The 22,103-nt window shown below is 46.7% G+C and carries 16 protein-coding genes and 1 other annotated feature; of the genes, 12 read left to right on the top strand and 4 right to left on the bottom strand.

Features of this window, described 5'->3' with window-relative positions; all coding sequences use genetic code 11:
- Positions 1–148 precede the first annotated feature (148 nt).
- Entirely contained in the window at positions 149–1,873 is a 1,725-nt protein-coding gene (locus IEW26_RS10055) for a cellulase family glycosylhydrolase (protein WP_188592271.1), read from the bottom strand.
- Between the two features lie 210 nt (positions 1,874–2,083).
- Between IEW26_RS10055 and IEW26_RS10050 the strand changes: the two genes are divergently transcribed.
- From IEW26_RS10050 to IEW26_RS10035, 4 genes are all read left to right on the top strand, one after another.
- Entirely contained in the window at positions 2,084–2,911 is an 828-nt protein-coding gene (locus tag IEW26_RS10050; RefSeq protein WP_188592270.1) for an amidohydrolase family protein, read from the top strand.
- A 247-nt stretch (positions 2,912–3,158) separates the two neighbouring features.
- On the top strand, positions 3,159–4,601 hold the full coding sequence (locus IEW26_RS10045; RefSeq protein WP_188592269.1) for a 6-phospho-beta-glucosidase: 1,443 nt from the start codon (positions 3,159–3,161) through the stop codon (positions 4,599–4,601).
- Positions 4,602–4,893: 292 nt separating this feature from the next.
- Positions 4,894–5,724: a BglG family transcription antiterminator LicT gene (gene licT / locus IEW26_RS10040; protein WP_188592268.1), complete on the top strand. Its 831-nt coding sequence runs from the start codon at positions 4,894–4,896 to the stop codon at positions 5,722–5,724.
- Between the two features lie 212 nt (positions 5,725–5,936).
- Entirely contained in the window at positions 5,937–7,844 is a 1,908-nt protein-coding gene (locus IEW26_RS10035; protein WP_188592267.1) for a beta-glucoside-specific PTS transporter subunit IIABC, read from the top strand.
- A gap of 171 nt (positions 7,845–8,015) precedes the next feature.
- Here IEW26_RS10035 and IEW26_RS10030 read toward each other — a convergent pair whose 3' ends face one another.
- A complete protein-coding gene (locus tag IEW26_RS10030) occupies positions 8,016–8,603 on the bottom strand; it encodes a biotin transporter BioY (protein ID WP_188592266.1) in 588 nt (195 codons plus the stop codon).
- Positions 8,604–8,716: 113 nt separating this feature from the next.
- On the opposite strand from IEW26_RS10030, the gene IEW26_RS10025 reads away from it, so the two are divergent.
- From IEW26_RS10025 to IEW26_RS10005, 5 genes are all read left to right on the top strand, one after another.
- Positions 8,717–9,670, top strand: a complete 954-nt coding sequence (locus IEW26_RS10025; protein WP_188592265.1) for an energy-coupling factor ABC transporter ATP-binding protein — start codon at positions 8,717–8,719, stop codon at positions 9,668–9,670.
- A complete protein-coding gene (locus tag IEW26_RS10020) occupies positions 9,670–11,388 on the top strand; it encodes an ATP-binding cassette domain-containing protein (protein WP_229729800.1) in 1,719 nt (572 codons plus the stop codon). The genes IEW26_RS10025 and IEW26_RS10020 overlap by 1 nt, the downstream gene beginning before the upstream one ends.
- 140 nt (positions 11,389–11,528) lie before the next feature.
- Positions 11,529–11,831 carry a hypothetical protein gene (locus IEW26_RS10015; protein ID WP_145403723.1) on the top strand — a complete coding sequence of 101 codons (303 nt, stop codon included), beginning with the start codon at positions 11,529–11,531 and terminating at the stop codon, positions 11,829–11,831.
- 202 nt (positions 11,832–12,033) lie between these two features.
- Positions 12,034–12,305: a binding site (T-box leader), on the top strand.
- Between the two features lie 164 nt (positions 12,306–12,469).
- A complete protein-coding gene (asd, locus tag IEW26_RS10010) occupies positions 12,470–13,555 on the top strand; it encodes an aspartate-semialdehyde dehydrogenase (protein WP_188592263.1) in 1,086 nt (361 codons plus the stop codon).
- A 256-nt stretch (positions 13,556–13,811) separates the two neighbouring features.
- Positions 13,812–14,075, top strand: coding sequence for a hypothetical protein (locus tag IEW26_RS10005; protein WP_229729767.1), 264 nt, complete (start codon positions 13,812–13,814; stop codon positions 14,073–14,075).
- 106 nt (positions 14,076–14,181) lie between these two features.
- On the opposite strand, the gene IEW26_RS10000 is transcribed toward IEW26_RS10005, so the two are convergent.
- Entirely contained in the window at positions 14,182–15,150 is a 969-nt protein-coding gene (locus IEW26_RS10000) for a bile acid:sodium symporter family protein (protein ID WP_188592262.1), read from the bottom strand.
- 465 nt (positions 15,151–15,615) lie between these two features.
- On the opposite strand from IEW26_RS10000, the gene IEW26_RS09995 reads away from it, so the two are divergent.
- From IEW26_RS09995 to IEW26_RS09985, 3 genes are all read left to right on the top strand, one after another.
- Positions 15,616–16,371: an SDR family NAD(P)-dependent oxidoreductase gene (locus IEW26_RS09995; RefSeq protein WP_145402488.1), complete on the top strand. Its 756-nt coding sequence runs from the start codon at positions 15,616–15,618 to the stop codon at positions 16,369–16,371.
- A 487-nt stretch (positions 16,372–16,858) separates the two neighbouring features.
- Positions 16,859–17,659, top strand: a complete 801-nt coding sequence (locus tag IEW26_RS09990) for a sulfite exporter TauE/SafE family protein (RefSeq protein ID WP_188592261.1) — start codon at positions 16,859–16,861, stop codon at positions 17,657–17,659.
- Between the two features lie 102 nt (positions 17,660–17,761).
- A complete protein-coding gene (locus IEW26_RS09985; protein WP_188592429.1) occupies positions 17,762–20,170 on the top strand; it encodes a polyprenyl synthetase family protein in 2,409 nt (802 codons plus the stop codon).
- A gap of 141 nt (positions 20,171–20,311) precedes the next feature.
- Here the strand turns inward: IEW26_RS09985 and IEW26_RS09980 are convergent, their stop codons facing one another.
- Entirely contained in the window at positions 20,312–22,081 is a 1,770-nt protein-coding gene (locus IEW26_RS09980; RefSeq protein ID WP_188592260.1) for an ABC transporter substrate-binding protein, read from the bottom strand.
- Between the last annotated feature and the right edge of the window lie 22 nt (positions 22,082–22,103).

Raw genomic sequence — 22,103 nt, 5'->3', positions numbered from 1 at the left:
AAAGTCCCCCTCCATTCTCATTCATGTAAAGGTATGAAGGTTGACTTGTACGTTATACGTTATTCACTGATTTATTGTCTCCATGCAAAATTGCAAAAACGTTCTGTCAGAGGCAATGCTCTGGGCAGAACGTTATAGTCAGGCCGGATCAGGAGGAGGTACCTGTAACCTGCTCGCCTTTTTTCGTGATTGTATAGTCAATCACATCTCCACTCCAGAAATGGAACTTGAGATGAATTTCGCCATCTTTCGTTTCTTTGAAAAAGTTAGGTTTCAGTTCAATAACATGACGCTCATAATCCGGGCTGAATGTATAAGCGAATTCCTTGAACGATGTCCAGTTCTGAGGTCCGGCGTTCTCGCCGTTCGCGTAGGTCGCTTCCATCGTTGCGAGTTGATCTCCGCCGAAAGTGACGGGAATGGCGAAGGCGCTGGTAGTGCCCGCTGCGTCATTAAACACAGGTGTGTTGTATTGAATAACATTCAGTTCCCAGTCTGCACCCTGGCTGAAGCCGGCAGTCAGCCTGGCGTTCACACCGAGCTCGTCGGTTGACGTTAACCTGGAGAGTAGACTTGATTTTAAAGTGAGTACACCGTTTCTAATCGTATAATCTTTTCCCCTGACAAGTGGTGTCTTGCCATTTTTCAGTGAAAAGAAGCGATTGTCGTTCAAATGGAGCGAGATTTTGACATCCTGGACAGGTTCATGCTGCTTCAGATAGATTTGATCTGTCTCTGCGGTGGAGGAGCGTCCGCTCCAGCCGGCGCGCATCATGTCAAACAGCTGTTGATCGGACCAGGTAAAACTTATGCGTTCAAAGTGTTGACCGTTGTCCCACAGCATGGTTGTCATCTGTTTTTGACGTGAGTAATGGGCAACGAATTCAAAAAATTTCAATTTCTCGCCTTGTTCGATAACTCCGGTATGCTGGTCAAATCCAAGCAGGCCGTACTCACCGATAATAACGGGAATACCTTTGGCTGTGAAGGCGTTGTATACCCGGTCGAATGTGTCCGTCACATCCTTTTGCACTTCTTCGTTAAATGTGGTGAATCCAGCGATATTTACGCTGAACGGCCAAAATCCGTAATAATGAACCGTAGCGATGAGGTTGGGGTCATCAAGATCCTGAATCGTCTGATTCAAGGCGTCCAGATCCGGCTGTGCAGATGACGTATGCATCGTAGGCAGGACGAGTGGGCGAGTATCGTTATGTCCACCTGAATTTCTTACGATGTGGTGAAAAGAAGTATTTAATGTATCGAGCATGCGATATTCTGCAGCTGCATTGGTAGTTCCACCTTCGGAGAAACGAGGTTCATTGACACTTTCAAACATGAGCTTATCCGGAGCATCCTTGAATTTGTCTGCAATCTGGGTCCAAATGGCGTTATACCGTGCAAGAACGTTATCATAATCATTCTCCATGTAACTAATCCAGCGCCAGGAGTCATGGTGCAGATTGATCATAACATAGAGGTCAGCGTCTAGCGCCCAGCCCACGACCTCCTGAACCCGATTGATATAAGCGGTATCAATGACGTAGTCGGGCCCGCTACCAATGTGCGCTTCCCAGGTAACAGGAATTCGAATACTGTTGTACCCTTCATCAGCAATGGATTGTATCAGTTCCTCTGTAATGCGGGGGTTTCCCCAGGCTGTTTCATCTTCACCGACAGCATCGAGTGAATTGCCCAGATTCCAGCCAGGCTCCATCGCGTTAACATAGGCTTGCATTTTACTCATAGTGGCTGGTGTATCAGCAGGGTCTGGATGGTCTGCAGCAGCAGCGGTCATAGTGCTGGAGAGCAACGACATAACCAAGGCGGCCGCCACAGCAAGCGAGAGAATAGACTTTCGATTTTTTGGCATTAAACCATCTCCTTTAATCTTTGAATGCTTGAAATAATGTTGAAAGCGTTTTCTGAAGAGTAAATATACCATAGTTATTTGGGGGAAAATACCATAATAATTGGACTAAAAATCATTTATTAATTAGTGCTTGCACGTAGAATATGATTTATATTTAGATAAGGCATGGCATATTACAACGGCGCGAGATACATGAGGAGGGTACATACGATGAAGCTGGATGCACATCAACATTTCTGGAATTACAATATCCGTGATTACGGGTGGATTGGTGAAGAGATGCGTGTGATTAAACGATCATTTCTGCCGGAAGATCTGGAGCCCATTCTTACGGAGGCCGGAATAAAAGGCTGCGTGGCTGTACAAGCCCGTCAAAGTCTGGAAGAAACCGAGTGGCTGCTGGAGCTGGCGGATCAACATGAGTTCATTCGAGGGGTTGTCGGATGGGTGGATCTGTGCTCGGAAGAAGCTGCTGTCCAGCTGGAAAAAGTTGCGGCTAACCCTTGGCTGAAAGGTGTACGTCATGTCATTCAGGATGAGCCGGATGTAAAGTTTGTACTGCGAGAGGATTTCCAGCGTGGAATTGCACTTCTTGAGCAGTATAATCTGGCTTATGATCTGCTCGTATCCAAGGAACAGCTTCCGTATGCTGCAGAGCTGGTACAGAAGTTCCCAAGGCAGCGTTTTGTCATTGATCATCTGGCTAAGCCTGATATCAAGGGCGGTATTCAAACTCCATGGAAAGAAGCTATGGAAGCAATTGCAGTGCATCCGAATGTACATTGCAAATTGTCCGGCATGGTGACTGAAGCAGACTGGAATACGTGGACACAAGAAGATTTCACGCCTTATCTCGATACGGTTCTGCACGCATTTGGAACAGACCGGGTCATGTATGGTTCAGACTGGCCTGTATGCACAGTAGCGGGCACTTATAGTCAAGTGTTTAATCTGCTTCAGACGCATGTTCATACGTTGTCAGCAGCAGAGCAGCAGAAGATTTTCGGTGAAAATTGTGAAGCTTTTTATCGTCTGTAAAAAAGAACTACACCGTCAGACTATGACTTGTGCTGTTGACAGATTTCCTGTTTCTTGGTAAAGTTTTACCCAATCCGCATAATGTTGTCTGGGAATGTTACCGAATACGGGCATAACCTGAGCTGGCTTGTGATACACGTCGTAGTGTATGCAGGCTGGTTCGGGTTTTTTCTATTTACCCAGTGATTCAGCTGGACGGCAGAGACTGGGCGGATCATTGCATGATATATTTGAAAGGAGAATACAGATGACGACATTTCAATTTCCTGAGCATTTTCTATGGGGAGGAGCAATTGCAGCCAACCAGGCAGAAGGAGCATACCTTGAGGATGGCAAAGGGCTGAGCATAGTTGATCTTTTGCCAACTGGAGAGAAGCGCAGAAACATTATGAAAGGTCATGTTCCTGCCTTCACACCGCTTGAAAATGAGTTCTACCCATCCCATGAGGCCATTGATTTCTACCACAGATACCGTGAGGATATTGCTCTGTTTGCAGAGATGGGCTTCAAAGCTTTACGTGTGTCCATTGCATGGGCACGAATTTTTCCGACAGGCGAGGACGCGCAGCCGAATGAAGCAGGATTGAAATTTTACGATGACCTGTTTGACGAGCTGTTGAAACATGGCATCCAGCCGGTTGTCACGTTGGCCCACTTTGATGTGCCTGTACATCTGATTGAGAAATACGGCAGCTGGAGAAGCCGTGAATTGGTGACGCTGTTTGAGACCTATGCCAAAACGGTATTTGCCCGATACAAAGACAAGGTGAAATACTGGATGACGTTTAACGAGATCAACATGCTGCTTCATCTTCCATTCCTGGGAGCAGGACTGGCCTTTAACGATGGGGATAACATCAAGGAAATCCAGTATCAGGCGGCGCATCACCAGCTGGTTGCAAGTGCGCTTGCCGTTAAAGCTTGTCATGAGATCATCCCGGACGCCATGATTGGTTGTATGCTTGCTGCAGGAAGCTTCTATCCGTATACATGTAACCCGGAGGATGTCTTCCAGGGAATGGAGAAGGATCGTGAATCCTACTTCTTCATTGATGTGCAGTCACGCGGAGAATATCCGGGTTATGCCAAACGTTTCTTTAAGGACAACCATCTGAATATCGTAATGGAGCCGCAGGATGCGGACATTTTGAAAAACCATACGGTGGACTATATCGGATTTAGTTATTATTCAAGTCGGACAACCAGTACTGACCCTGAAGTGAACAAAAATATGACGAGTGGCAACGTGTTCGGCTCCATAGCAAATCCATACCTGACAAAATCGGAGTGGGGGTGGACGGTTGATCCTAAAGGTTTCCGTATTACGGCAAACCAGCTTCATGACCGCTATCAAAAACCGCTGTTTGTAGTAGAGAACGGTTTTGGTGCTCATGATGAAATCAATGCTGAAGGAGAGATTGATGATTCATACCGCATTGATTATTTGAAACGCCATGTTGCGGAGATGGGTGAAGCCATTCAGGACGGCTGTAACATTATTGGTTATACGAGCTGGGGGCCGATTGACATCGTCAGCGCATCTTCCGGCGAAATGAGAAAACGTTACGGCTATATCTATGTAGATCGGGACAACGAAGGCAAGGGAGAAATGACCCGGTTGAAAAAGAAAAGCTTCGAATGGTACAAAAATGTTATTGCCTCCCGCGGCACAAATCTTGGAGACGAATAGTCTGCAAGGAGAAGCATTCGTGTTTTTCTCAACATCAGAAGTTGCATGCATCCATGTAACTTCCTGATGTCTGCTCCTTGAAAGCGTTGACATCGATTGCTGTTCAAGGTATACTTGACGCAAATATATCGTTTCTGGGATTGTTACTACATCACACGTAGGCAAAACCTGAGCACCAAAAGAAGCAGACGGTCATGTCTTGTTTATTTTGTGATGCTCCAGGTTTTTTTGTTATGCCCATGAATAGATATATCAGCGCGACTAGAGAGTGGAACGTGACGGGGGGATTGAATTGAGAATAGCGAAGGTTATCAACAACAACGTCATCAGCATCTATCAGGCCGACGGGGCAGAGCTTGTAGTGATGGGACGTGGGATTGCCTTTAAGAAAAAGCCGGGAGATAAAGTAGACGAGACCCGCATTCAGAAAGTATTTGCATTGAAAAACAAACAGACATCCGATAACTTCAAAATGCTGCTGCGCGAGGTTCCGATGGAACTGGTTGAAATCGTAGAGGAGATGATCTCACACGCACGTGACAGCCTTGGACGTAAGCTGAATGAGAACATCTATGTATCCTTGACGGATCATATTAATTTCGCAATAGAGCGTTATCATGAAGGCATCGAGATCAAAAATGCGTTAATGTGGGAGATCAAACAGCTGTACAAGGCTGAATTCGGGCTGGGACTGCGTACGATTGAAGAAATTAACAAGCGCATGCAGATCGAACTTCCACCGGATGAAGCTGCCTTTATTGCGTTGCATATCGTCAATGCGGAGATGAATGAAGAAGTCATTACCACGATGAATATGACGAAGTTTATCCAGCAGATTATTAATATCGCGAAGTATCATTTTAAAATGGAATTTGATCAGGAGTCGCTCAGTTACTTCCGCTTCATTACACATTTGAAATTTTTCTCGCAGCGTGTGCTGAACGGTACACACTATGATAAAGATTACGATCATTTCTACGATATGATCAAGGAGAAGCATCCTGAGGCTGCTGCATGTGTAGAAAAAATAGCCATGTTTGTTTACAAGGAATACGATCATGAGCTGACCAATGAGGAGAAATTGTATCTGACCGTGCACATTGAACGTGTCGTTAATCGCTAACAATTAATCATTGACATAATTGGTTATATTATAATATTATGTGTATAACAGGAATTTGAATACGATTTAACTGGGATTGTTACTGGTTATGCAGGCAAAACCTAAGTCATGTGCATGTTGGAACCTTTGTGTCCATCTGCGCAAGGCTTAGGTTTTTTGTGTGCAAAAAAATCGGTAAAGTGCCTGTTGGACAAAAAGTGGGAGGGCATGTCATGAGTCAAGAGAAACTGGCCAAGGAGATTGTTGCGCGGGTCGGCGGTGAAAAAAATGTGGAGTCACTCGTTCACTGTGCGACAAGGCTGCGGTTTGTATTAAAGGATGATTCCAAGGCCGACAAAGCGGGTCTGGAGAAAACAGAGGGTGTAATTGCCGTTAAGGAGAACGGCGGACAATTCCAGGTTGTTGTTGGGAATAAAGTGCCTGAGGTATATCAGGCCATCGGTCAGATCAGTCATATTCTGGACGATTCTTCGAGTAAAGAGAAGAGCAGCAAAAAGGTGAAAGGCCTGGGCGGCATCATTGACGTCATATCGAGTATTTTTGCACCGCTGCTTGGTGTGATGGCTGGAGCCGGTATATTAAAAGGTTTGCTTTTGATCGCGAACAATATGAGTTGGCTCGAGAAAACAGATACGACCTATATCATTCTGTATGCAGCAGCAGACAGCTTGTTCTATTTCCTGCCGCTCCTGTTAGCGGTTACAACGGCGCGTAAATTCCAGGGAAATATGTTTGTTGCATTAACGATTGCCGGAGCATTAATCTATCCAACAATTATTCAGCTGAAGACAGACGGCACACCTACGGACTTCTTCGGAATTCCCGTTGTGCTTATGAACTATTCGTCTACCGTTATACCGATTATTCTGGCGGTTATTGTGATGAGCAAGCTGGAGAAGCTCTTTAACAAGCTGCTTCATGATAGTATTAAAAACTTTGTGACCCCTTTATTTTTGCTTGTCATTATGGTTCCGCTCACACTGCTTGTATTTGGACCATTTGGTGTATATGTAGGTAACGGCATTGCGTCTGCAATGGTGGCTGCATTTGGATTCAGTCCACTGCTCGCCGGAGCTGTGATGGGTGCAAGCTGGCAGCTGCTCGTTATTTTCGGCGTACACTGGGGCTTGGTGCCTGTTTTCATCAACAACATTGCTGTATACGGCAAGGACGGTGTAAAACCGGCAGCAACGGCTTCGGTCTTTGCTCAAACGGGAGCAGCGTTCGGGGTTATGCTCAGAACCAAAAACAAAAAACTGAAAACTCTTGCCGGATCCTCTACACTTACAGCGTTGTTCGGCATTACTGAACCGGCAATTTATGGTGTAACGCTGCCGCTGAAACGTCCATTTATTGCTGGTGTTATCGGTGGTGCTGTCGGGGGTGCGATTATCGGTCAGGCAGGTACACAGGCATTCGCTTCGGGTGCACCGGGACTGCTGACACTGCCAATCTTCTACGGACCGGGCGGGCAAGGCTTCCCTGGACTGATTATGGGTATCGCAGCGTCCTTTATCGTTTCTGCAGTTCTGACGTATATCATGGGCTTCAAAGACCCTGTGGATGATGAGAACACGAAGACAGAAGCAAACGCAGGTCAAACGGCCGGGACTGCATCAAGCACAGAGGGTTCCAAGCCATCGGCTCAAGCAGCCTCCAAATCAGATCAAGAAGTATTAAGTCCAATCGAAGGTACAATTGTCGATTTGGCTGAAGTTCCAGATCCGGCGTTTGCTTCTGGGGCTATGGGAAAAGGAATTGCGATCGAGCCGTCCACAGGTCGTGTAGTGGCTCCCTTTGATGGTACAGTAACCGTTGCTTTCAAGAAGAAACATGCACTTGCTGTCGTTTCCGATTCGGGTGCCGAAATTCTGGTACATGTAGGTGTGGACACGGTCAAGCTGGACGGGCAGCATTTTATCTCTTACATCGAGGAAGGTGACCGGGTGAAGGCGGGGGATCTGTTGCTCGAATTCGACATCGAGCAGATTAAAGCCGCAGGTTACCATACGGTAACCCCTATCATCGTAACAAACTCCGCGGACTACAATGATGTCATTCCGCAAGCTTCAGGACAGGTGAGCAGCAAGGATCTGCTGCTGAAAATTTACGGTTCCTAAGCTGCCGAGGGAAATGGGATAAAGATAAAGTGATGAAAGCTCGATAAAGATAAAAGTAATGAAAGCTCAATAAAGATAAATTAATAAAAATACAGAAAACCGCCAAAGGCTCGCTTTGGCGGTTTTCTGTGCTGATCTGACAGTGACATTCTGAAGGTGGGTTAATTGAAACTAGTTCATCTTAATAACATTGGAATGCATAGGATTCGTCAGGCGCTGAGGCGGGTACACGATGCGAATAGGAGCGATGATGATCGTAGCGAAAACAGCTTTGATCAGATCACCGATAATATAAGGATAGAAGCCTTGAATCATCGCATCCGATAAGGACATGCTGAAGCGATAAGCTAACCAAGGAACACCTGTAACATAAATGAAGAGGGAACCGAATATTTCCAGGATGATAAATGCAAGCAAGAACCCTTTGAATCCGCGAATCTGGACTTTGGAGAGCAGCAGACCGATAAGCAAGGCAGCAAAGGGCCATATAATTACATAGCCTCCTGTTGGCCCGAGCAGAACGCCAAGTCCACCCGTTCCATGCAGCAGAGGAAAACCAAGACCGGTAAGTACAACAACCAGGGCAATGCTCAGAAATCCGTAAAGCGGCCCAAGCAGTCCGCCAGCTAACATCACTGCCAACGTTTGCAGCGTAATCGGCACAGGGGAGAACCCGAGAGGAATGCTTATGTATCCAAAAATAACGAGAATGGCCGCCATGAGCGCACTGAATACGATGCCTCGCAAAGATAATTTCATGTTTGTACAATCCTTTCGATTTTGATAGAATAATTGTTAACCAAATGATTTTTATCGGTTAACGATTAGCATATTATCATATTCATTCGAATTGCGAAAGGACTAATTTTGAAATGCAAGATAAGCTGCCTATCATTTCATTAAAAGACGTACGTGTACACTACACTGTTGAGGGCAGTGGGGTGAAGAAGGCGCTGGACGGGGTCTCGCTTGCACTCAAAGCAGGGGAATGGTTAAGTATCGTCGGTGCAAACGGGAGTGGAAAAAGCACCCTTGCCGGCATACTGCTGGGCTTCATGCCCTTGTCCAGTGGCGAACGAAATGTTCCGGAGAATCTGATCATTCGCGGGGTATTACAGCAGCCTGATGCACAGGTGCTGGGAGATACGATTGAAGAAGAATTTCATTTTGCATTATCGCATTTACATATAACCCGTCTGGAGAAGGAGAACCGCAGAAGGGAAGCATTGCAAATTGTCGGACTTCATCACCCGCCAACTGCAGCCATTGCACAGTTATCCGGTGGACAGAAGCAACTGCTTAACATTGCAACAGCACTTGCAGCCAGGCCGGATGTGCTGATTATGGATGAGCCTGCGGCTATGCTTGATCCTGATGCAAGAGACCGCTTGGAGCATATTGTTCAGACCGTGACGAGCAATGGCACAGCAGTAATCTGGATTACGCATCATCTGGAGGAAGCAACGCTAAGTGATCGAATCATGGCTATGAATAAAGGACGATGTGTCTATGACGGCACACCGATGTCGTTTTTTTATCCATTATCAGAAAGAAACAAGAAAGATCTATTAAAAAGAAATGAGAAACATCTATCAGAAGGAATCGGGACACGACTATCAGAAGAAACTGGTGCAGGAGTATCAGAAGAAAGCGGTACACGAAGCGATGCCTTGCAGCAAAAAGGGGGGCAATCCCCTTGTGAACAGCTGGGACTGGAGCCACCTTTCACGGTCAAAACATGCCTGATCTTGAAGCAGCAGGGGAAGCTGCAGCATGCTGCGCCTTTAAGGCCTGAGCAGCTGGCCAGGGAGGTTGCGCGCTGGTGATGGAGCTGAAAAATATTTGCGTGCGAGTCCCGGGTGAGAACAACCGCACACTGCTGGATCAGATTACAGTCACACTGAGACGTGGTGAGGTTACGTTGCTCCTGGGCTGTACTGGCTCAGGCAAAACAACACTGCTGCAGACCATGGCTGGTCTGAAAACGCCGGATTCCGGTGTTATTCGGCTGGAAGGCGAACCAATGTGGCGTGATGGGAGGGTGCCTCAATCGGTGCTACTTCAGACAGGGCTTGTGTTTCAATTTCCGGAGCAGCAATTGTTTGCGCATGATATCAAGCGGGAGATGCTGTACTCGCTGCGCCCTTATCGTTTGAATGAAGACGACTGTGAGCAGCAGATTGAAGATTCTTTGGCGCATTGGGACCCGCCTCGTGGGGATCAGGGGGAACGGCGTTTTCACCTGGAGCGTTCGCCCTTTGCCCTCAGCGGTGGTGAGAAGCGAAGACTGGGACTTGCACTTGGAGAAGTAACCAAACCGGACTGGATGCTGCTGGATGAACCCAGCGCGGGTCTTGAGGCACACAGCGTGAAGCTGCTGTTTGGTTCCCTCGATAAACAGCGCATGTCAGGTGGTGCGGCAATTATTGCTACACATGATCTGGATACGTTTCTGCCGTATGCAGACCGAGTGCTTTTGTTAAAAGAAGGTCGCTTGATTGCGGATGTTACTCCGCTGGAATTGCACGCTCATCCTGAGCTGCTGCTGCAAGCTGGAATGGGTTTACCTCCTTCAATGCGCCTTGCAGAGCAGCTGCGAGCGGCCGGGATAGCTTTTCCTTATCCAGCGATGACGGCAGAAGAGATGGCTGAAGCCATTATTCGTTCAGGGGGGCAGAAGGCAGCAGCTGCTGAACATATGCATGATACGAAAGAAATGCCAGAAGCCATACCTGACTATGATGATTCTGCCCAATTTCAACAACCAACTGCTGCTTCTGTTCCTTCTAACGAAGCATATAGCGCGCTCGATCCGCGTCTAAAATGGGTGTTGTACGTGCTGCTTGTGACAGCAGCGATGCTTCAGCAGGACTGGCTTGGCCTGACCTTAACCTTGATTCCGGTGGCAGGTGCGTTAGCTGTGCTGCCCCGTCAGATGTTAACGGGATGCATCAAGCTGATGAAGCCGCTCGTTCTGTTTTTTGTCCTGTCCACAGCGTTATCGGGCAGCACGATAACGACGGGCGAAGGTGGGATTCAGCTCGGCTTTTCATGGATTCAAGCCGAGGGCACGCTGCTGAACCTTTATCGTCTGTTCATCGTAACTCTGGCAAGCCTGTGGTTCTCGTTAACAACACCTTATGGACGAATGGTTGAGGGTCTTAACTGGGTGTTGGCCTATGGCCGGAAAATTAAACTTCCTGTCGCTTCGTTTGCTCTGGCTGTCTCTTTGATTTTCAGATTCATTCCAATGATCTGGAGTGAGTGGCAGCGGTTTTCTCTGATTGTAAGGTCGCGCGGGAAAGCGGCTTTGAAGCCGAATACCGTACGCATACGCGATCTGGGGCCCTTGATCATTCCACTGCTTATGGCCTTGTTTCAGCGTGCAGAGGACATGACCATTGCCATGGAGATGCGCAAGGTGAGAGAAAACGCTGCGCTTGGCGCTCGTTCCTCTCTTCTGGTCTGGAGCAGGCGGGATACGCGAATAGGCATCATCGGTCTGCTGGTTTTTGCTCTGCTTGTATCTATGCGATGGTTCTAGCAGCGCGGATAAAGGTGCAGATTCAGTGATGAATCGGCACTTGAAACGCAGTGTTTTCCACGAAAAATGCATAAGGTCTTTCTGTTTCGCTCATCATAAAGATGCGTTGATCATCCCAAGACGATCAGGAGGGGCGAATGATGAAGGAAAAGTTTGTGCAGGAGGACAGGCAGGAGTATACGGACGTATCCACCGTGGAATCGCAGCGAAATGATATTACTCTGGAGGAATTTCCGGAGGGCCCCTACGGCTCATCCTTGTTATCTGAATCTCTTGGTAAGAGCTCCCCGTGGCGGATGGATCAAAGAACCGCACACCGTTTCGATTATGAGAATCATGAGCTGCATGAGGGAGAAGTACGGGATTATCCGGGTCAGGATGTTTTTGATGAAACGGTGCCAGATGACGTGCATGAGCCTCAGTATCCTGGAAAAGTGGAATGATGTTTCTTCATATTTGAAACAAGTGTCAACTATAAACAGCCTTCGATGGAAACATTCCGTACGGAGGCTATTTTGGTTTTATCTTTTTAGTTATAATTGCTTGCGATCATGACTAACTTCATTTTTGTAATATATCCTATAACAGCAAATTAAAAAAAACTGTTTACTTCCGTACTGGAACTTTGATATTATAATCGCAATATCAAATGCGAAGACGAGACGAGTAGATAAAAATCATTCTTTCATCAGAGAGCTCCGGCAGCTGAAAAGGGGCAAAGAAACTTTTATCGAATAAAGACTCTGAGCAGCACATCGGAATCCGCTTTCTTGGAGGATGGTGTGACAGGCGCTCCTGTTATAGAGCTAGAGTATAAAACGGATGAAACTGTCATCCTTCACATACTTGAAGAGGCAGATGTGGTGACATATTTGCGAATCTGGGTGGTACCACGAGTGTTCAATCTCGTCCCTGAGACTTTTGTCTTGGGGATGGGATTTTTTGGTTTTTCAGAGCTGTGATTACACGCTTTGGATTGGCCTGAATAGTGTGAATGATAGGGGAATGAATGCTTCCAGTATCCCATGTACGATGACAACAAGAGATGAGCTAACTTAAACCGAAAGGAAATGATGATTCCATGTCAGCAAAATTAAAAGTCGGTATTGTCGGAGGAACAGGAATGGTGGGTCAGCGCTTTGTAGACCTGCTGGATCAACATCCATGGTTTGAAGTAACCGCGATTTCAGCAAGTGCCAATTCGGCAGGTAAAACGTATGAAGAATCTGTTCAGGGAAGATGGAAGCTTGCGGTTCCGATTCCTGAGCCGGTGAAAAATATTGTCGTGCAGGATGCATCCCAGGTTGAAGCATTTGCGAGCCAGGTTGATTTTATTTTCTGCGCAGTGGATATGAAAAAAAATGAAATTCAGGCGCTGGAAGAGGCTTACGCCAAAACAGGCACGCCTGTTGTATCCAATAACTCGGCTCATCGCTGGACAGCTGATGTACCGATGGTTATTCCTGAGATTAACCCGGGCCATCTGGCTGTGATTGAGGCTCAAAGAAAACGTCTGGGTACAACAACCGGTTTTATTGCGGTAAAACCGAACTGCTCGATCCAGAGTTACGTGCCAGCGCTGCACGCTTTGCGTGAGTTTAATCCGACACAGGTTGTGGCTTCCACGTATCAAGCGATCTCTGGTGCGGGCAAAAACTTCACCGATTGGCCTGAAATGCTGGATAATGTTATTCCGTACATCGGTGGCGAGGAAGAAAAAAGTGAGCAGGAGCCGCTTCGCATCTGGGGAAGTGTAGAAAATAACCAGATTGTCAAAGCATCTGCACCACACATTACAACACAATGTATTCGCGTACCGGTAACCGATGGGCATCTGGCGACGGTGTTTGTGAACTTTGAGAAAAAGCCGAGCAAGGATGAAATCCTGGAGCGCTGGTCTCAGTTCAAAGGTCGTCCGCAGGAGCTGGCGCTGCCAAGTGCACCGAAACAGTTCATTACGTATTTTGAAGAAGAGAACAGACCACAGACGAAATTAGATCGTGATATCGAACGCGGAATGGGTGTATCCACAGGCCGACTGCGCGAAGATTCACTCTATGATTACAAATTCGTTGGTTTGTCCCACAACACGCTCCGCGGAGCGGCAGGCGGTGCAGTGCTGATCGCTGAATTGCTCAAAGCCGAAGGATATATCCAACCGAAATAACATATCAGCTTTCCTGAAGCTGTGGTATAAACGATATCAGCTAGTTAAAGAAGCCGACATTTTGTCGGCTTCTTTCGTTGGTTATATCCTTTAGGAAAAAAAGAATTCGCAGAATTGAAAACATGGAAAATATTTCATTGAAAATTACAGAAATATAGGGTATTTTTACTAATGGAAATTCATTCTGTGTTTTTTGAATGGAAAAACCAAGTCATAGCTTTTACAAAAAACAAACAGAAAGGAGGACCTCAAGTTTATGCAAGCAGCTCCTAATCAAGCAATACATAAAAAACCAGCTATACCGTCTGTTAGCTTTGGAAGTTGGATGCTTACATTGTTTCTTATGATGATCCCGCTCGTTAACCTGATTATGTTATTTGTCTGGGCTTTCGGCGGTTCGAACCCATCCAAGGCAAACTTTGCAAAAGCATCATTGATGTGGGCACTTATCGGAATCGTTTTTTATATCATTCTTATCGTTCTAGGCATCTCTTCAGAAATTTCAAGATTAAACTATTAAGGTTTACCTAAGTTACACCTTAACTTATAGCTCTAATAGCAACAGAAGTAATATCAAAAACGCCGAACCCATTGGGTCGGCGTTTTCTAATATCATTATGGCACGGTCATGCTGCTGAAGTTTTATCTGTATTACGCAAAAGCTGAGAACGTCGGCCAAGCAAGTAGCCCGAAAGAGAAGCGAGCATCTGCTGGAATACCATGCCAAGCACAACAGGAACGGCAACAGGCGGTGGAAAATAAGTGACTGCGAGTACAGCTCCAGCGCTAATGTTACGCATCCCCCCATTAAAGACAAGGGCAACCTGGTCCGCTTCATTCCAGCCAAGCCACTTCGCAATGAAGTAACTCAAAGCATAACCGAAGGAAGCAAGAAAGACGATAATTACAGCCAGACCTGCCAGTTTCAAGTTGAAGTCAGCCAGATATGGTGCGACAACCGAGCCGTTGATTGCCACAACAGAAGCCATGAACAGCTTGGATAACGGATTCAGCCGAGGCCCCCAGACAGGAACGATGCCACCTTTGGTCCACTCATTCAGAAGCATTCCCAGAAGGGACGGAAACACAATCATCCAGAACAGACTGCTCATCATGGCCCCGATATCCAGGGAAACACTTGTACCTACAAGTAGAGACAACACACCGGGCACAACAAAAGGAGCAAGCAAGGTATCAATAAGAATAATAGAAAGCGTAAGTGCAATATTACCCCGGTAGATGCTCACCCAAATAAAGCTGCTAATTCCAGTGGGAATGACCGCAGCGAGAACAAGGCCGGTAATCGTGTAGGCATCGGTTGGAAATACCAGATGACCTGTGCCTAACGCGACAAGCGGCATAGCCAGATGCAGGATCAGCAAGCAAATAAACAAAGGCAGAGGCCTTTTTAGAACATTTACGAAATCTCGTACACTTAGACTGATACTGCCTGCAAATGTCATGAAAGCAAACAGCCAGGGGGACAAAAACGTGTACGAAGATAAATAACTGCCGCATAGTACACCAATGATGATACTGCTGGGGGTAATCAGTGGCATGATGCGGTTCAAGCGTTGATTCAAGGCTTGAAGCATATGATGACATCCCTTTATTGTGTGATTCATCTATTATACATCGTTATGCTGTGGTGTGCAGACACATTTGCATTCGCGTTCTGGAAGCAAGTATCATTAACGTGCAACCATCATTCAGAATCAATTCGAAACAACGATAGCAGAGCAGGGATTCACCGCAGAGAACTGGCAAAAGACGGGTATTCCAGAATTAATCAATAATATGAATAGCTTGAAGGAACCGCTCAGCGGTTTGCAAAGTGAATAGTTTGTTTAAATGATAAATACAACAAGACGAGTAAGCTTGCGGAGCGAGTGCTCGTCTTTCCTTGTATATTTACTCCCTAAAAAGAAAAACTACAAATCATGGACGAGGCTCACGGTTTGACAAAAGAAAGACAGACTAGTATGATTTAATATATAAAAGTTATAAACTAACTTTTGTTCACTTTACATCAAATTCATACAGCAAAGGAGATCGATGTTATGTCCGAACATACAGGGAAAGTCCTTATTATCACGGGTGGAGCAAGCGGGATCGGAAAAGAAACAGCATTGCAGCTGGCTGCACAAGGGGCGACGATCGTTGTCGCGGATTTTAACGAAGATGGTGCCAAACAGGTTGCAGCTCAGATTGAAGCAAATGGCGGTAAGGCCGGAGCTTATAAAGTTGATGTATCCAAAGGCGACGAGATCAAAGCGTTGATTGACTGGACTGTGGAGACTTATGGCACATTTAATGGCATTTTCAATAATGCAGGCATCGGGCTTGTAAAGCCGTTTCTGGAGATGGACCCGGAATCGTATCACAAAGTTATTGATGTGGATCAGCACAGCGTATACTACGGCATGTACTATGGTGCGAAGAAAATGGTAGAACTGAATGTGCAGGGTACGATTGTGAACACGGCTTCGATCTACGGAAGTGTGGCAGCTGTGGGCAGCTTCAACTACAATGCTGCGAAGGCGGCGGTGGTCATGATGTCCAAATCTGGAGCACTGGAATTGGCTGAGCACGGCATTCGTGTGCTCGGGGTTGCGCCTGGCTTCATTGAAACTCCGATATTAGGCAATGACAAGGCGATGAAGGATGCACTGGCAACCCAGCACATGCGTGGAGAATTGATTCAGCCCGAAAAAGTGGCAAGTGTAGTTACGTTTTTGTTCAGTGATGCTGCGAGTGCGATGAATGGCACAACGGTAGCTGTGGATGATGGTTTTCTTAGCTTCAAAACAAAATAAATGTGATGAAACATAAAAAGGCACGGGAGGTATGCATCCGGTGCCTTTTTTCTATACATACATAACAAGACATACATCACAAGCCTTTTGAAAATGTCGAATCATCCCGAAATTTCCCGGTTCGTGATACAATGTCATTATGTGTCTCGTTTTATCCATTTGTGGTGTTGTCATACACGATACGGACACCGAGCGAGCCGTAGCTTTCTTCTTTGTAGTCACAATGAGTGCATGTTTTGACGGAGCATAGCGCATCGTGATGTGCTTGTAATTTTTCGTTACAGCGAGGACAGGTATTGACGAAAAGTGTCTTCAACACGTTGAACATGCTTAATCACTCATTTCTGATTAATTTACTTGGTTTTAAGTATTATACCCGAAATAATGAGTGATGTATACTTTTTTTCTGCTTCAATTTTGGCGTTTTATTCTAATGTTTTCACCATTTATTTCGCTATAGTATCCTCTGAAAGGAAGCGTCTAACCGATGGATCTTCTGCTGTTTATCATCATGTTTATACTGGGTCTGATCGGTTCATTTTTCTCTGGACTACTCGGCATTGGGGGAGCGATTATCAACTTCCCGCTGCTGCTATACGTGCCTGAGATGGTTGGGCTGGAACCTTTCACAGCTCAGCAGGTGTCGGCGATCAGCATGTTTCAGGTTTTCTTTGCTTCCCTTGCAAGTGTACTTGCATTTCGCAGGAAAGCCAAGGCGGGTACAGCGGGAGGGGCTGTCATTCATTCTGGATTGGTGCTGGTTATGGGCAGCAGCATTCTGGCGGGCAGCCTGATTGGCGCTTTTATCTCAGGTTTGCTGGATGAACGTATGATTCACCTGGTCTACGGCATTCTCGCTGTGATTGCTATTGTACTTATGTTGATTCCCAGCAAGGGCAGCGTGGATGCGAACGAGGCATTGTCATTTAATAAAATCATCGCAGCAAGCAGCTCATTTGCCGTTGGCATTGTATCAGGGATCGTCGGGGCCGGGGGCGCATTTGTGCTTATTCCGATTATGCTTACCATTTTACAAATCCCGGTCCGGACGACCATTGCATCATCTCTCGCTATTGTGTTCATCTCTGCAATCGGCGGTGTTATTGGAAAAATTACGGCTGGAGACATTCCTCTAGAGCCGATTATTTATACGGTGCTTGGAAGTCTGATTGGTGCTTCGCTTGGGTCCAGAGCGAGTTCTATGATCAATGTGCGATTCCTCAGGTACGCTCTGCTGCTTCTGATTGCTATAACGGCATTTAAAGTATGGTCCTCCATCTTTAATTAGCGTAACCAAATGGCTGTGTCCCCGTATATAGGATATGAACATGACCGGACCATGTTTAACTTTAACTGAAGTTGAGGGATGCAACCGATGAACAACTTACTTATGGATGAGACTGACGATAAAGCTGGTACGAATGCAAAAGCGGATGTTAATGCTGCTGCTGGTGAAGCGTATCGGCTTGCGGAGCAGAAAGCATCTCACTATTTTACAACTCTCTCACAGCGGCTGCTGAAGAATGCACATATGAATACACTTGCGGAAGATTTCAAGGAGTGGCAGAAGAAGCATATCCAGCGATTGAATTGGTTAGACTGGCTGCCTGGCAAACGAAAACCGAATTCCAGAGACATTCAGAAATACATTCACTGGTTAAACGGGACGGGCAAGCTGGAGGATTATCTTGATAGAAGCATCTCCTATATCTATATGCGTGACTTGGGCCAGGCGCTGGATTCGCCCAAAACGCAAGAGAATATTCGTGGTACGATCCAGGACACGCAAAAATATTTTACGAGAAATGCAAGTGAACACCAGCAGCCGGATTATATCAGTCCTGTGGCGCTGTACCGGTGGGGGCAGCGTGAACATGTGGAAGAAGCAGTCATCTGGGTGATGGACAAATTAAAACATGTGGCGGCCAACATTCCAGAGGAGCTGGATGCAGCTCAAGCACAGCGCAAACTGATCAAAATTATTTTGGGTGTTGTGCTGCACGTGTATGATGAGTTGACCGAGCAGACGCCAAGAGAGGAACGGATCGAGAGATTGGATGCTGCGATTCGGCTGGGATACTCCTATGGGCTGACGTATCCTTTTGTCGATGATCTTCTCGATTCTCAGGCGTTGAACGCACAACAAAAGGAGCAATACTCCGCCATGATTCAGAAAGCGCTTCTTACAGGAGTTGTGCCTGATCTTGAAGAATGGGAGGGACCTCAGCTTGAAGTGATTCGTTATGTCCACGCTGAGCTTCGAGAGGCGTTCGAGTATATTCGGAGCTACCAGCGTGTGGAGATGCAGCAGACTTTTTTTGAACAATCCTATGTTTTCTTTCATTCCCAAGAGATTGACCGCGGCAAAAAAATAACTAATGCGCACTATACCAATGAGGAGTTATACATTCCAATTATCATTAAATCTGCCTCGTCCCGGCTCATCGTACGTTCCGTTCTTAGTGCTTCGGAAGATGAAGGCTTTGATCTGCGCACCTTCCACTACGGGATATATAATCAGCTTGCGGATGATTTTGCCGATATGTTTGATGATCTGCAGGCTGGAGCGGTGACCCCGTACACGTATTATTTGAAGTATCGTGATCTTCGTCCTGATCTGATCAATCCGTATGAACTGTACTGGGCTGTTATCTCCTACTTGATTCATGATATCTACGAGTCCAGTCCCAAGGCTCGCGAGGTGATACTGGATCGTGCCATCAACGGGCTGAAGCGCAGTAGAGAACGGCTCGGACAGGCAAAATATGATGAGGTTATGGGTATTTTTGCAGCAGGACAGCCGGAACTCAATCAGATCGTGCAGCAGATGGTGCGCAAAGCGGATGATGTAGATTTTCTGGACAAATTGTTACGCGATGAAGTGGTTCAGCAGCTTAGCAGGCATAAGCAGCAGAAGGAAACGTTCCAGCATACCATTCAAACGGTTCGTGAACGAATCAACGTTGAGCTGCAGATCAGCAAATCGGCTGAGGAACCCGATATGAAGACTGCGCTTATGGATGCGGCGAATTATAGTTTGCAAGGTGACGGTAAACGTCTGCGTCCTATTCTGACCTGGGTGATGGGTGTGGAGCAGTACGGACTGCCAGAGTCGTCCATCATGCCCCTGTTACGATCCATGGAATTCATGCATACAGCCTCGCTTATATTTGATGATCTGCCCACTCAGGACAATGCTTCCACTAGAAGAGGGCGTTCAACACTTCATCAGCTTCATAACAGCTCGACTGCGGAGCTGACGGGTCTGTTCCTGATCCAGCGAGCTATTCGGGAGCAGTCGTCGTTACATCAGTTTGATGCGCAAGCTGTACTGAAGCTGATTCAATATTCTGCTGTCAAAGCAGAGGACATGTGCATGGGGCAGGCCATGGATCTTGGTTCAAGAGGGAAAATACTCACGCTGGAGGAACTCAATGCAATCTGTTTTTACAAAACAGGCATTGCCTTTGAGGCGGCTCTGGTGATGCCCGCGATTCTGGCTCAAGTGAAGGACGAGGAGATTGCCGAGCTCAAGACGTTTGCGTATCACGCCGGGATCGCCTTTCAGATCAGGGATGACCTTCTGGATCATACAGGGGATCAACGAGTGCTTGGCAAACCGGCAGGCCAGGATGAACGGAACAACAACTCCACCTTTGTTTCGATTCTGGGAGAACAGGGAGCACAGAAGGCGATGTGGGAACACTACTGCTTCGCATTTGATGCCTTGCGCCGGATGCCGAAGCCGATTCCTTTTCTCAAACATCTGCTGGATTATCTTGTCGGCCGCGAACGTTAATATCCACCTATTGAAATACATTATAAAAAATAAACAAAAACCCTCGCCCGTTACAGCGGAGCGAGGGTTTTTGATGTCTTTCACCTGGAGTCTCTTCTCTGTCCTTCGGATGCCGGGGACTGAATATCTGGCGGATAAATGTTACGGATTTTTAATCCATAACTTGGAGATATCCAGAAAACCGAATTCGGACGTTTGCATGCCATAGATGCTCTGATGCAGCTCGGCCTTTTTATTCATATGACATCCGGTTAAAAGCCAGCCATTCTCTCTTAGCAAGGCTTCAGCCCGTTCCAGGAGCTCGGTACGCCCATCGTGAGGAAGCTGAGGAAAGGGAGCCAGCACATCATCCAGAATGGATTGAATCTCTGGAGTCAGGTATTGATGTAAGCAATTTTCATTGTTCTTAAAAAAATGGATCATCCCATACTGCCAATCGTCCTCAAGTATTTCTTCTCTCAGAATTAAAGGGGCGTGGGAAGCCTTCACGACATCAAGGTAATCATCAAAGGGTTCAAACTCAATATTCAATCCGATCAGACGTGCACGCTTCTGGAGCCACTCCGCCACATCGGCATCTTTATTCTTTTTGTGAGATAACAGGAAAGGTTCACCTTGATAACCGCTTTGCTCCAGTAATGCCTTGGCCTCATCCAGAGCTCTGGCTTTCCAGTTCTCGGCAGCACTTCGCCAGGGCAGGAAACTGCTGGCTGGTGTAATGCGATTTTTACCCAGATCGTTCACCAGTGTGACCGAATCATACACGATGCGCATCGCTTGCCGAAAGGCAGGATGGTGATGACAGCCCTTCACATGAAAATTAAAAAGCATATATTGGCATCCGAGAGCAGGATAGTCAATGAACTGGGGCTGCTCCGGGCTGCTTCGAGATAGACTCAGATGATCGGCACCGGGCAGATCGTAATAACCGTCATAAGAAGCGTGCTCTGGAAGAAACCAGATGTGAACTTGATCCAGATGGGGACGAATGCCATAGTAGCTGTCAAAAGCAGTCAGTTTAATGACCTCTTCACTCATTTCTGTAATCTGAAACGGTCCTGTGCCCACCAGTGTCTTGTTGGAATCATAATCAGCCGGGAGCACAGTCATACGAATACAGCTGAACAAATGCAGGAAAAAGCGATTAGTTTGCTTCAGTACAAAGCGAATAGCATAATCTCCAACTGTTTCTGCACGCTCGATATCACGATACAGCCATAATGAAGAACAGTTTATCTCAAACAATCGGTTCAAGGAAGCCTGAACATCTTGAGATGTCATGACACGGCCGTCGTGGAAACGTACGCCTTTCCGCAAATAAAACACCCATTCCCGATGGTCGCTGCTGCATTCCCAAGTATGGGCGAGCGCAGGCAGAAAGGTGTTTGTATCCGCATCATACGTAATCAGCGTACTGCAAACTTGACCTAATAGATACGTCTCAAATGCTGTATACACAGAAACAGGGTCCAGATCACCGAGCTGGCGTGATCTCAGCATGCGAAGAATATCCTGTTCGGACCCTGTTTCCAAGTGACTGTGGAAGCCCATCTGCTGATGCAGTGTGAGCATGAGTTTTTCCCGCAGGACTTCATCGATTCTGACACTTCCAATCAGCTCAATCGCTTCCTTTAGCTTGCCCTTGCATAGAAGCTCGGTGAAATGAACCTCCAAGGCCTCGTTCAAGCTTCGCAGCAGCGTTAATTCGGAATGATGACCTCGTCCACGCCCTGGATGCCAGTGAATAAAGTGCTGCTCCTCCAGCTTGCGCAGAATGAACTTGACATTGCGAGGTGTGCAGCACAGGACATCGGAAAGCATTTCAATCGTAACGCGGACAGGTTCATTCAGCTTCAGCACGAGCTGCTCAGCGTCAGCTAGTCTCAGAAAATGAGTGTAAATCGTATCCATAAACGCCGCTCCTTCATAAAGG

The organism is Paenibacillus silvae (assembly GCF_014639235.1).
Lineage (GTDB): Bacteria > Bacillota > Bacilli > Paenibacillales > Paenibacillaceae > Paenibacillus > Paenibacillus silvae.
Note: the sequence above shows the minus strand (reverse complement) of the source record. Positions and strands in the feature narration are given on the sequence as shown.

Coding starts and splice junctions, on each gene's coding strand:
- IEW26_RS10015 (WP_145403723.1), top strand. CDS start 11,529: ATGAAGGAAAAGTTTGTGCAGGAGGACAGGCAGGAGTATACGGACGTA.
- IEW26_RS10000 (WP_188592262.1), bottom strand. CDS start 15,150: ATGCTTCAAGCCTTGAATCAACGCTTGAACCGCATCATGCCACTGATT.
- IEW26_RS09990 (WP_188592261.1), top strand. CDS start 16,859: ATGGATCTTCTGCTGTTTATCATCATGTTTATACTGGGTCTGATCGGT.
- IEW26_RS10055 (WP_188592271.1), bottom strand. CDS start 1,873: ATGCCAAAAAATCGAAAGTCTATTCTCTCGCTTGCTGTGGCGGCCGCC.
- IEW26_RS10050 (WP_188592270.1), top strand. CDS start 2,084: ATGAAGCTGGATGCACATCAACATTTCTGGAATTACAATATCCGTGAT.
- IEW26_RS10035 (WP_188592267.1), top strand. CDS start 5,937: ATGAGTCAAGAGAAACTGGCCAAGGAGATTGTTGCGCGGGTCGGCGGT.
- IEW26_RS10005 (WP_229729767.1), top strand. CDS start 13,812: ATGCAAGCAGCTCCTAATCAAGCAATACATAAAAAACCAGCTATACCG.
- IEW26_RS09995 (WP_145402488.1), top strand. CDS start 15,616: ATGTCCGAACATACAGGGAAAGTCCTTATTATCACGGGTGGAGCAAGC.
- IEW26_RS10045 (WP_188592269.1), top strand. CDS start 3,159: ATGACGACATTTCAATTTCCTGAGCATTTTCTATGGGGAGGAGCAATT.
- IEW26_RS10020 (WP_229729800.1), top strand. CDS start 9,670: ATGGAGCTGAAAAATATTTGCGTGCGAGTCCCGGGTGAGAACAACCGC.
- IEW26_RS09980 (WP_188592260.1), bottom strand. CDS start 22,081: ATGGATACGATTTACACTCATTTTCTGAGACTAGCTGACGCTGAGCAG.
- IEW26_RS10030 (WP_188592266.1), bottom strand. CDS start 8,603: ATGAAATTATCTTTGCGAGGCATCGTATTCAGTGCGCTCATGGCGGCC.
- IEW26_RS09985 (WP_188592429.1), top strand. CDS start 17,762: ATGGATGAGACTGACGATAAAGCTGGTACGAATGCAAAAGCGGATGTT.
- asd (WP_188592263.1), top strand. CDS start 12,470: ATGTCAGCAAAATTAAAAGTCGGTATTGTCGGAGGAACAGGAATGGTG.
- IEW26_RS10025 (WP_188592265.1), top strand. CDS start 8,717: ATGCAAGATAAGCTGCCTATCATTTCATTAAAAGACGTACGTGTACAC.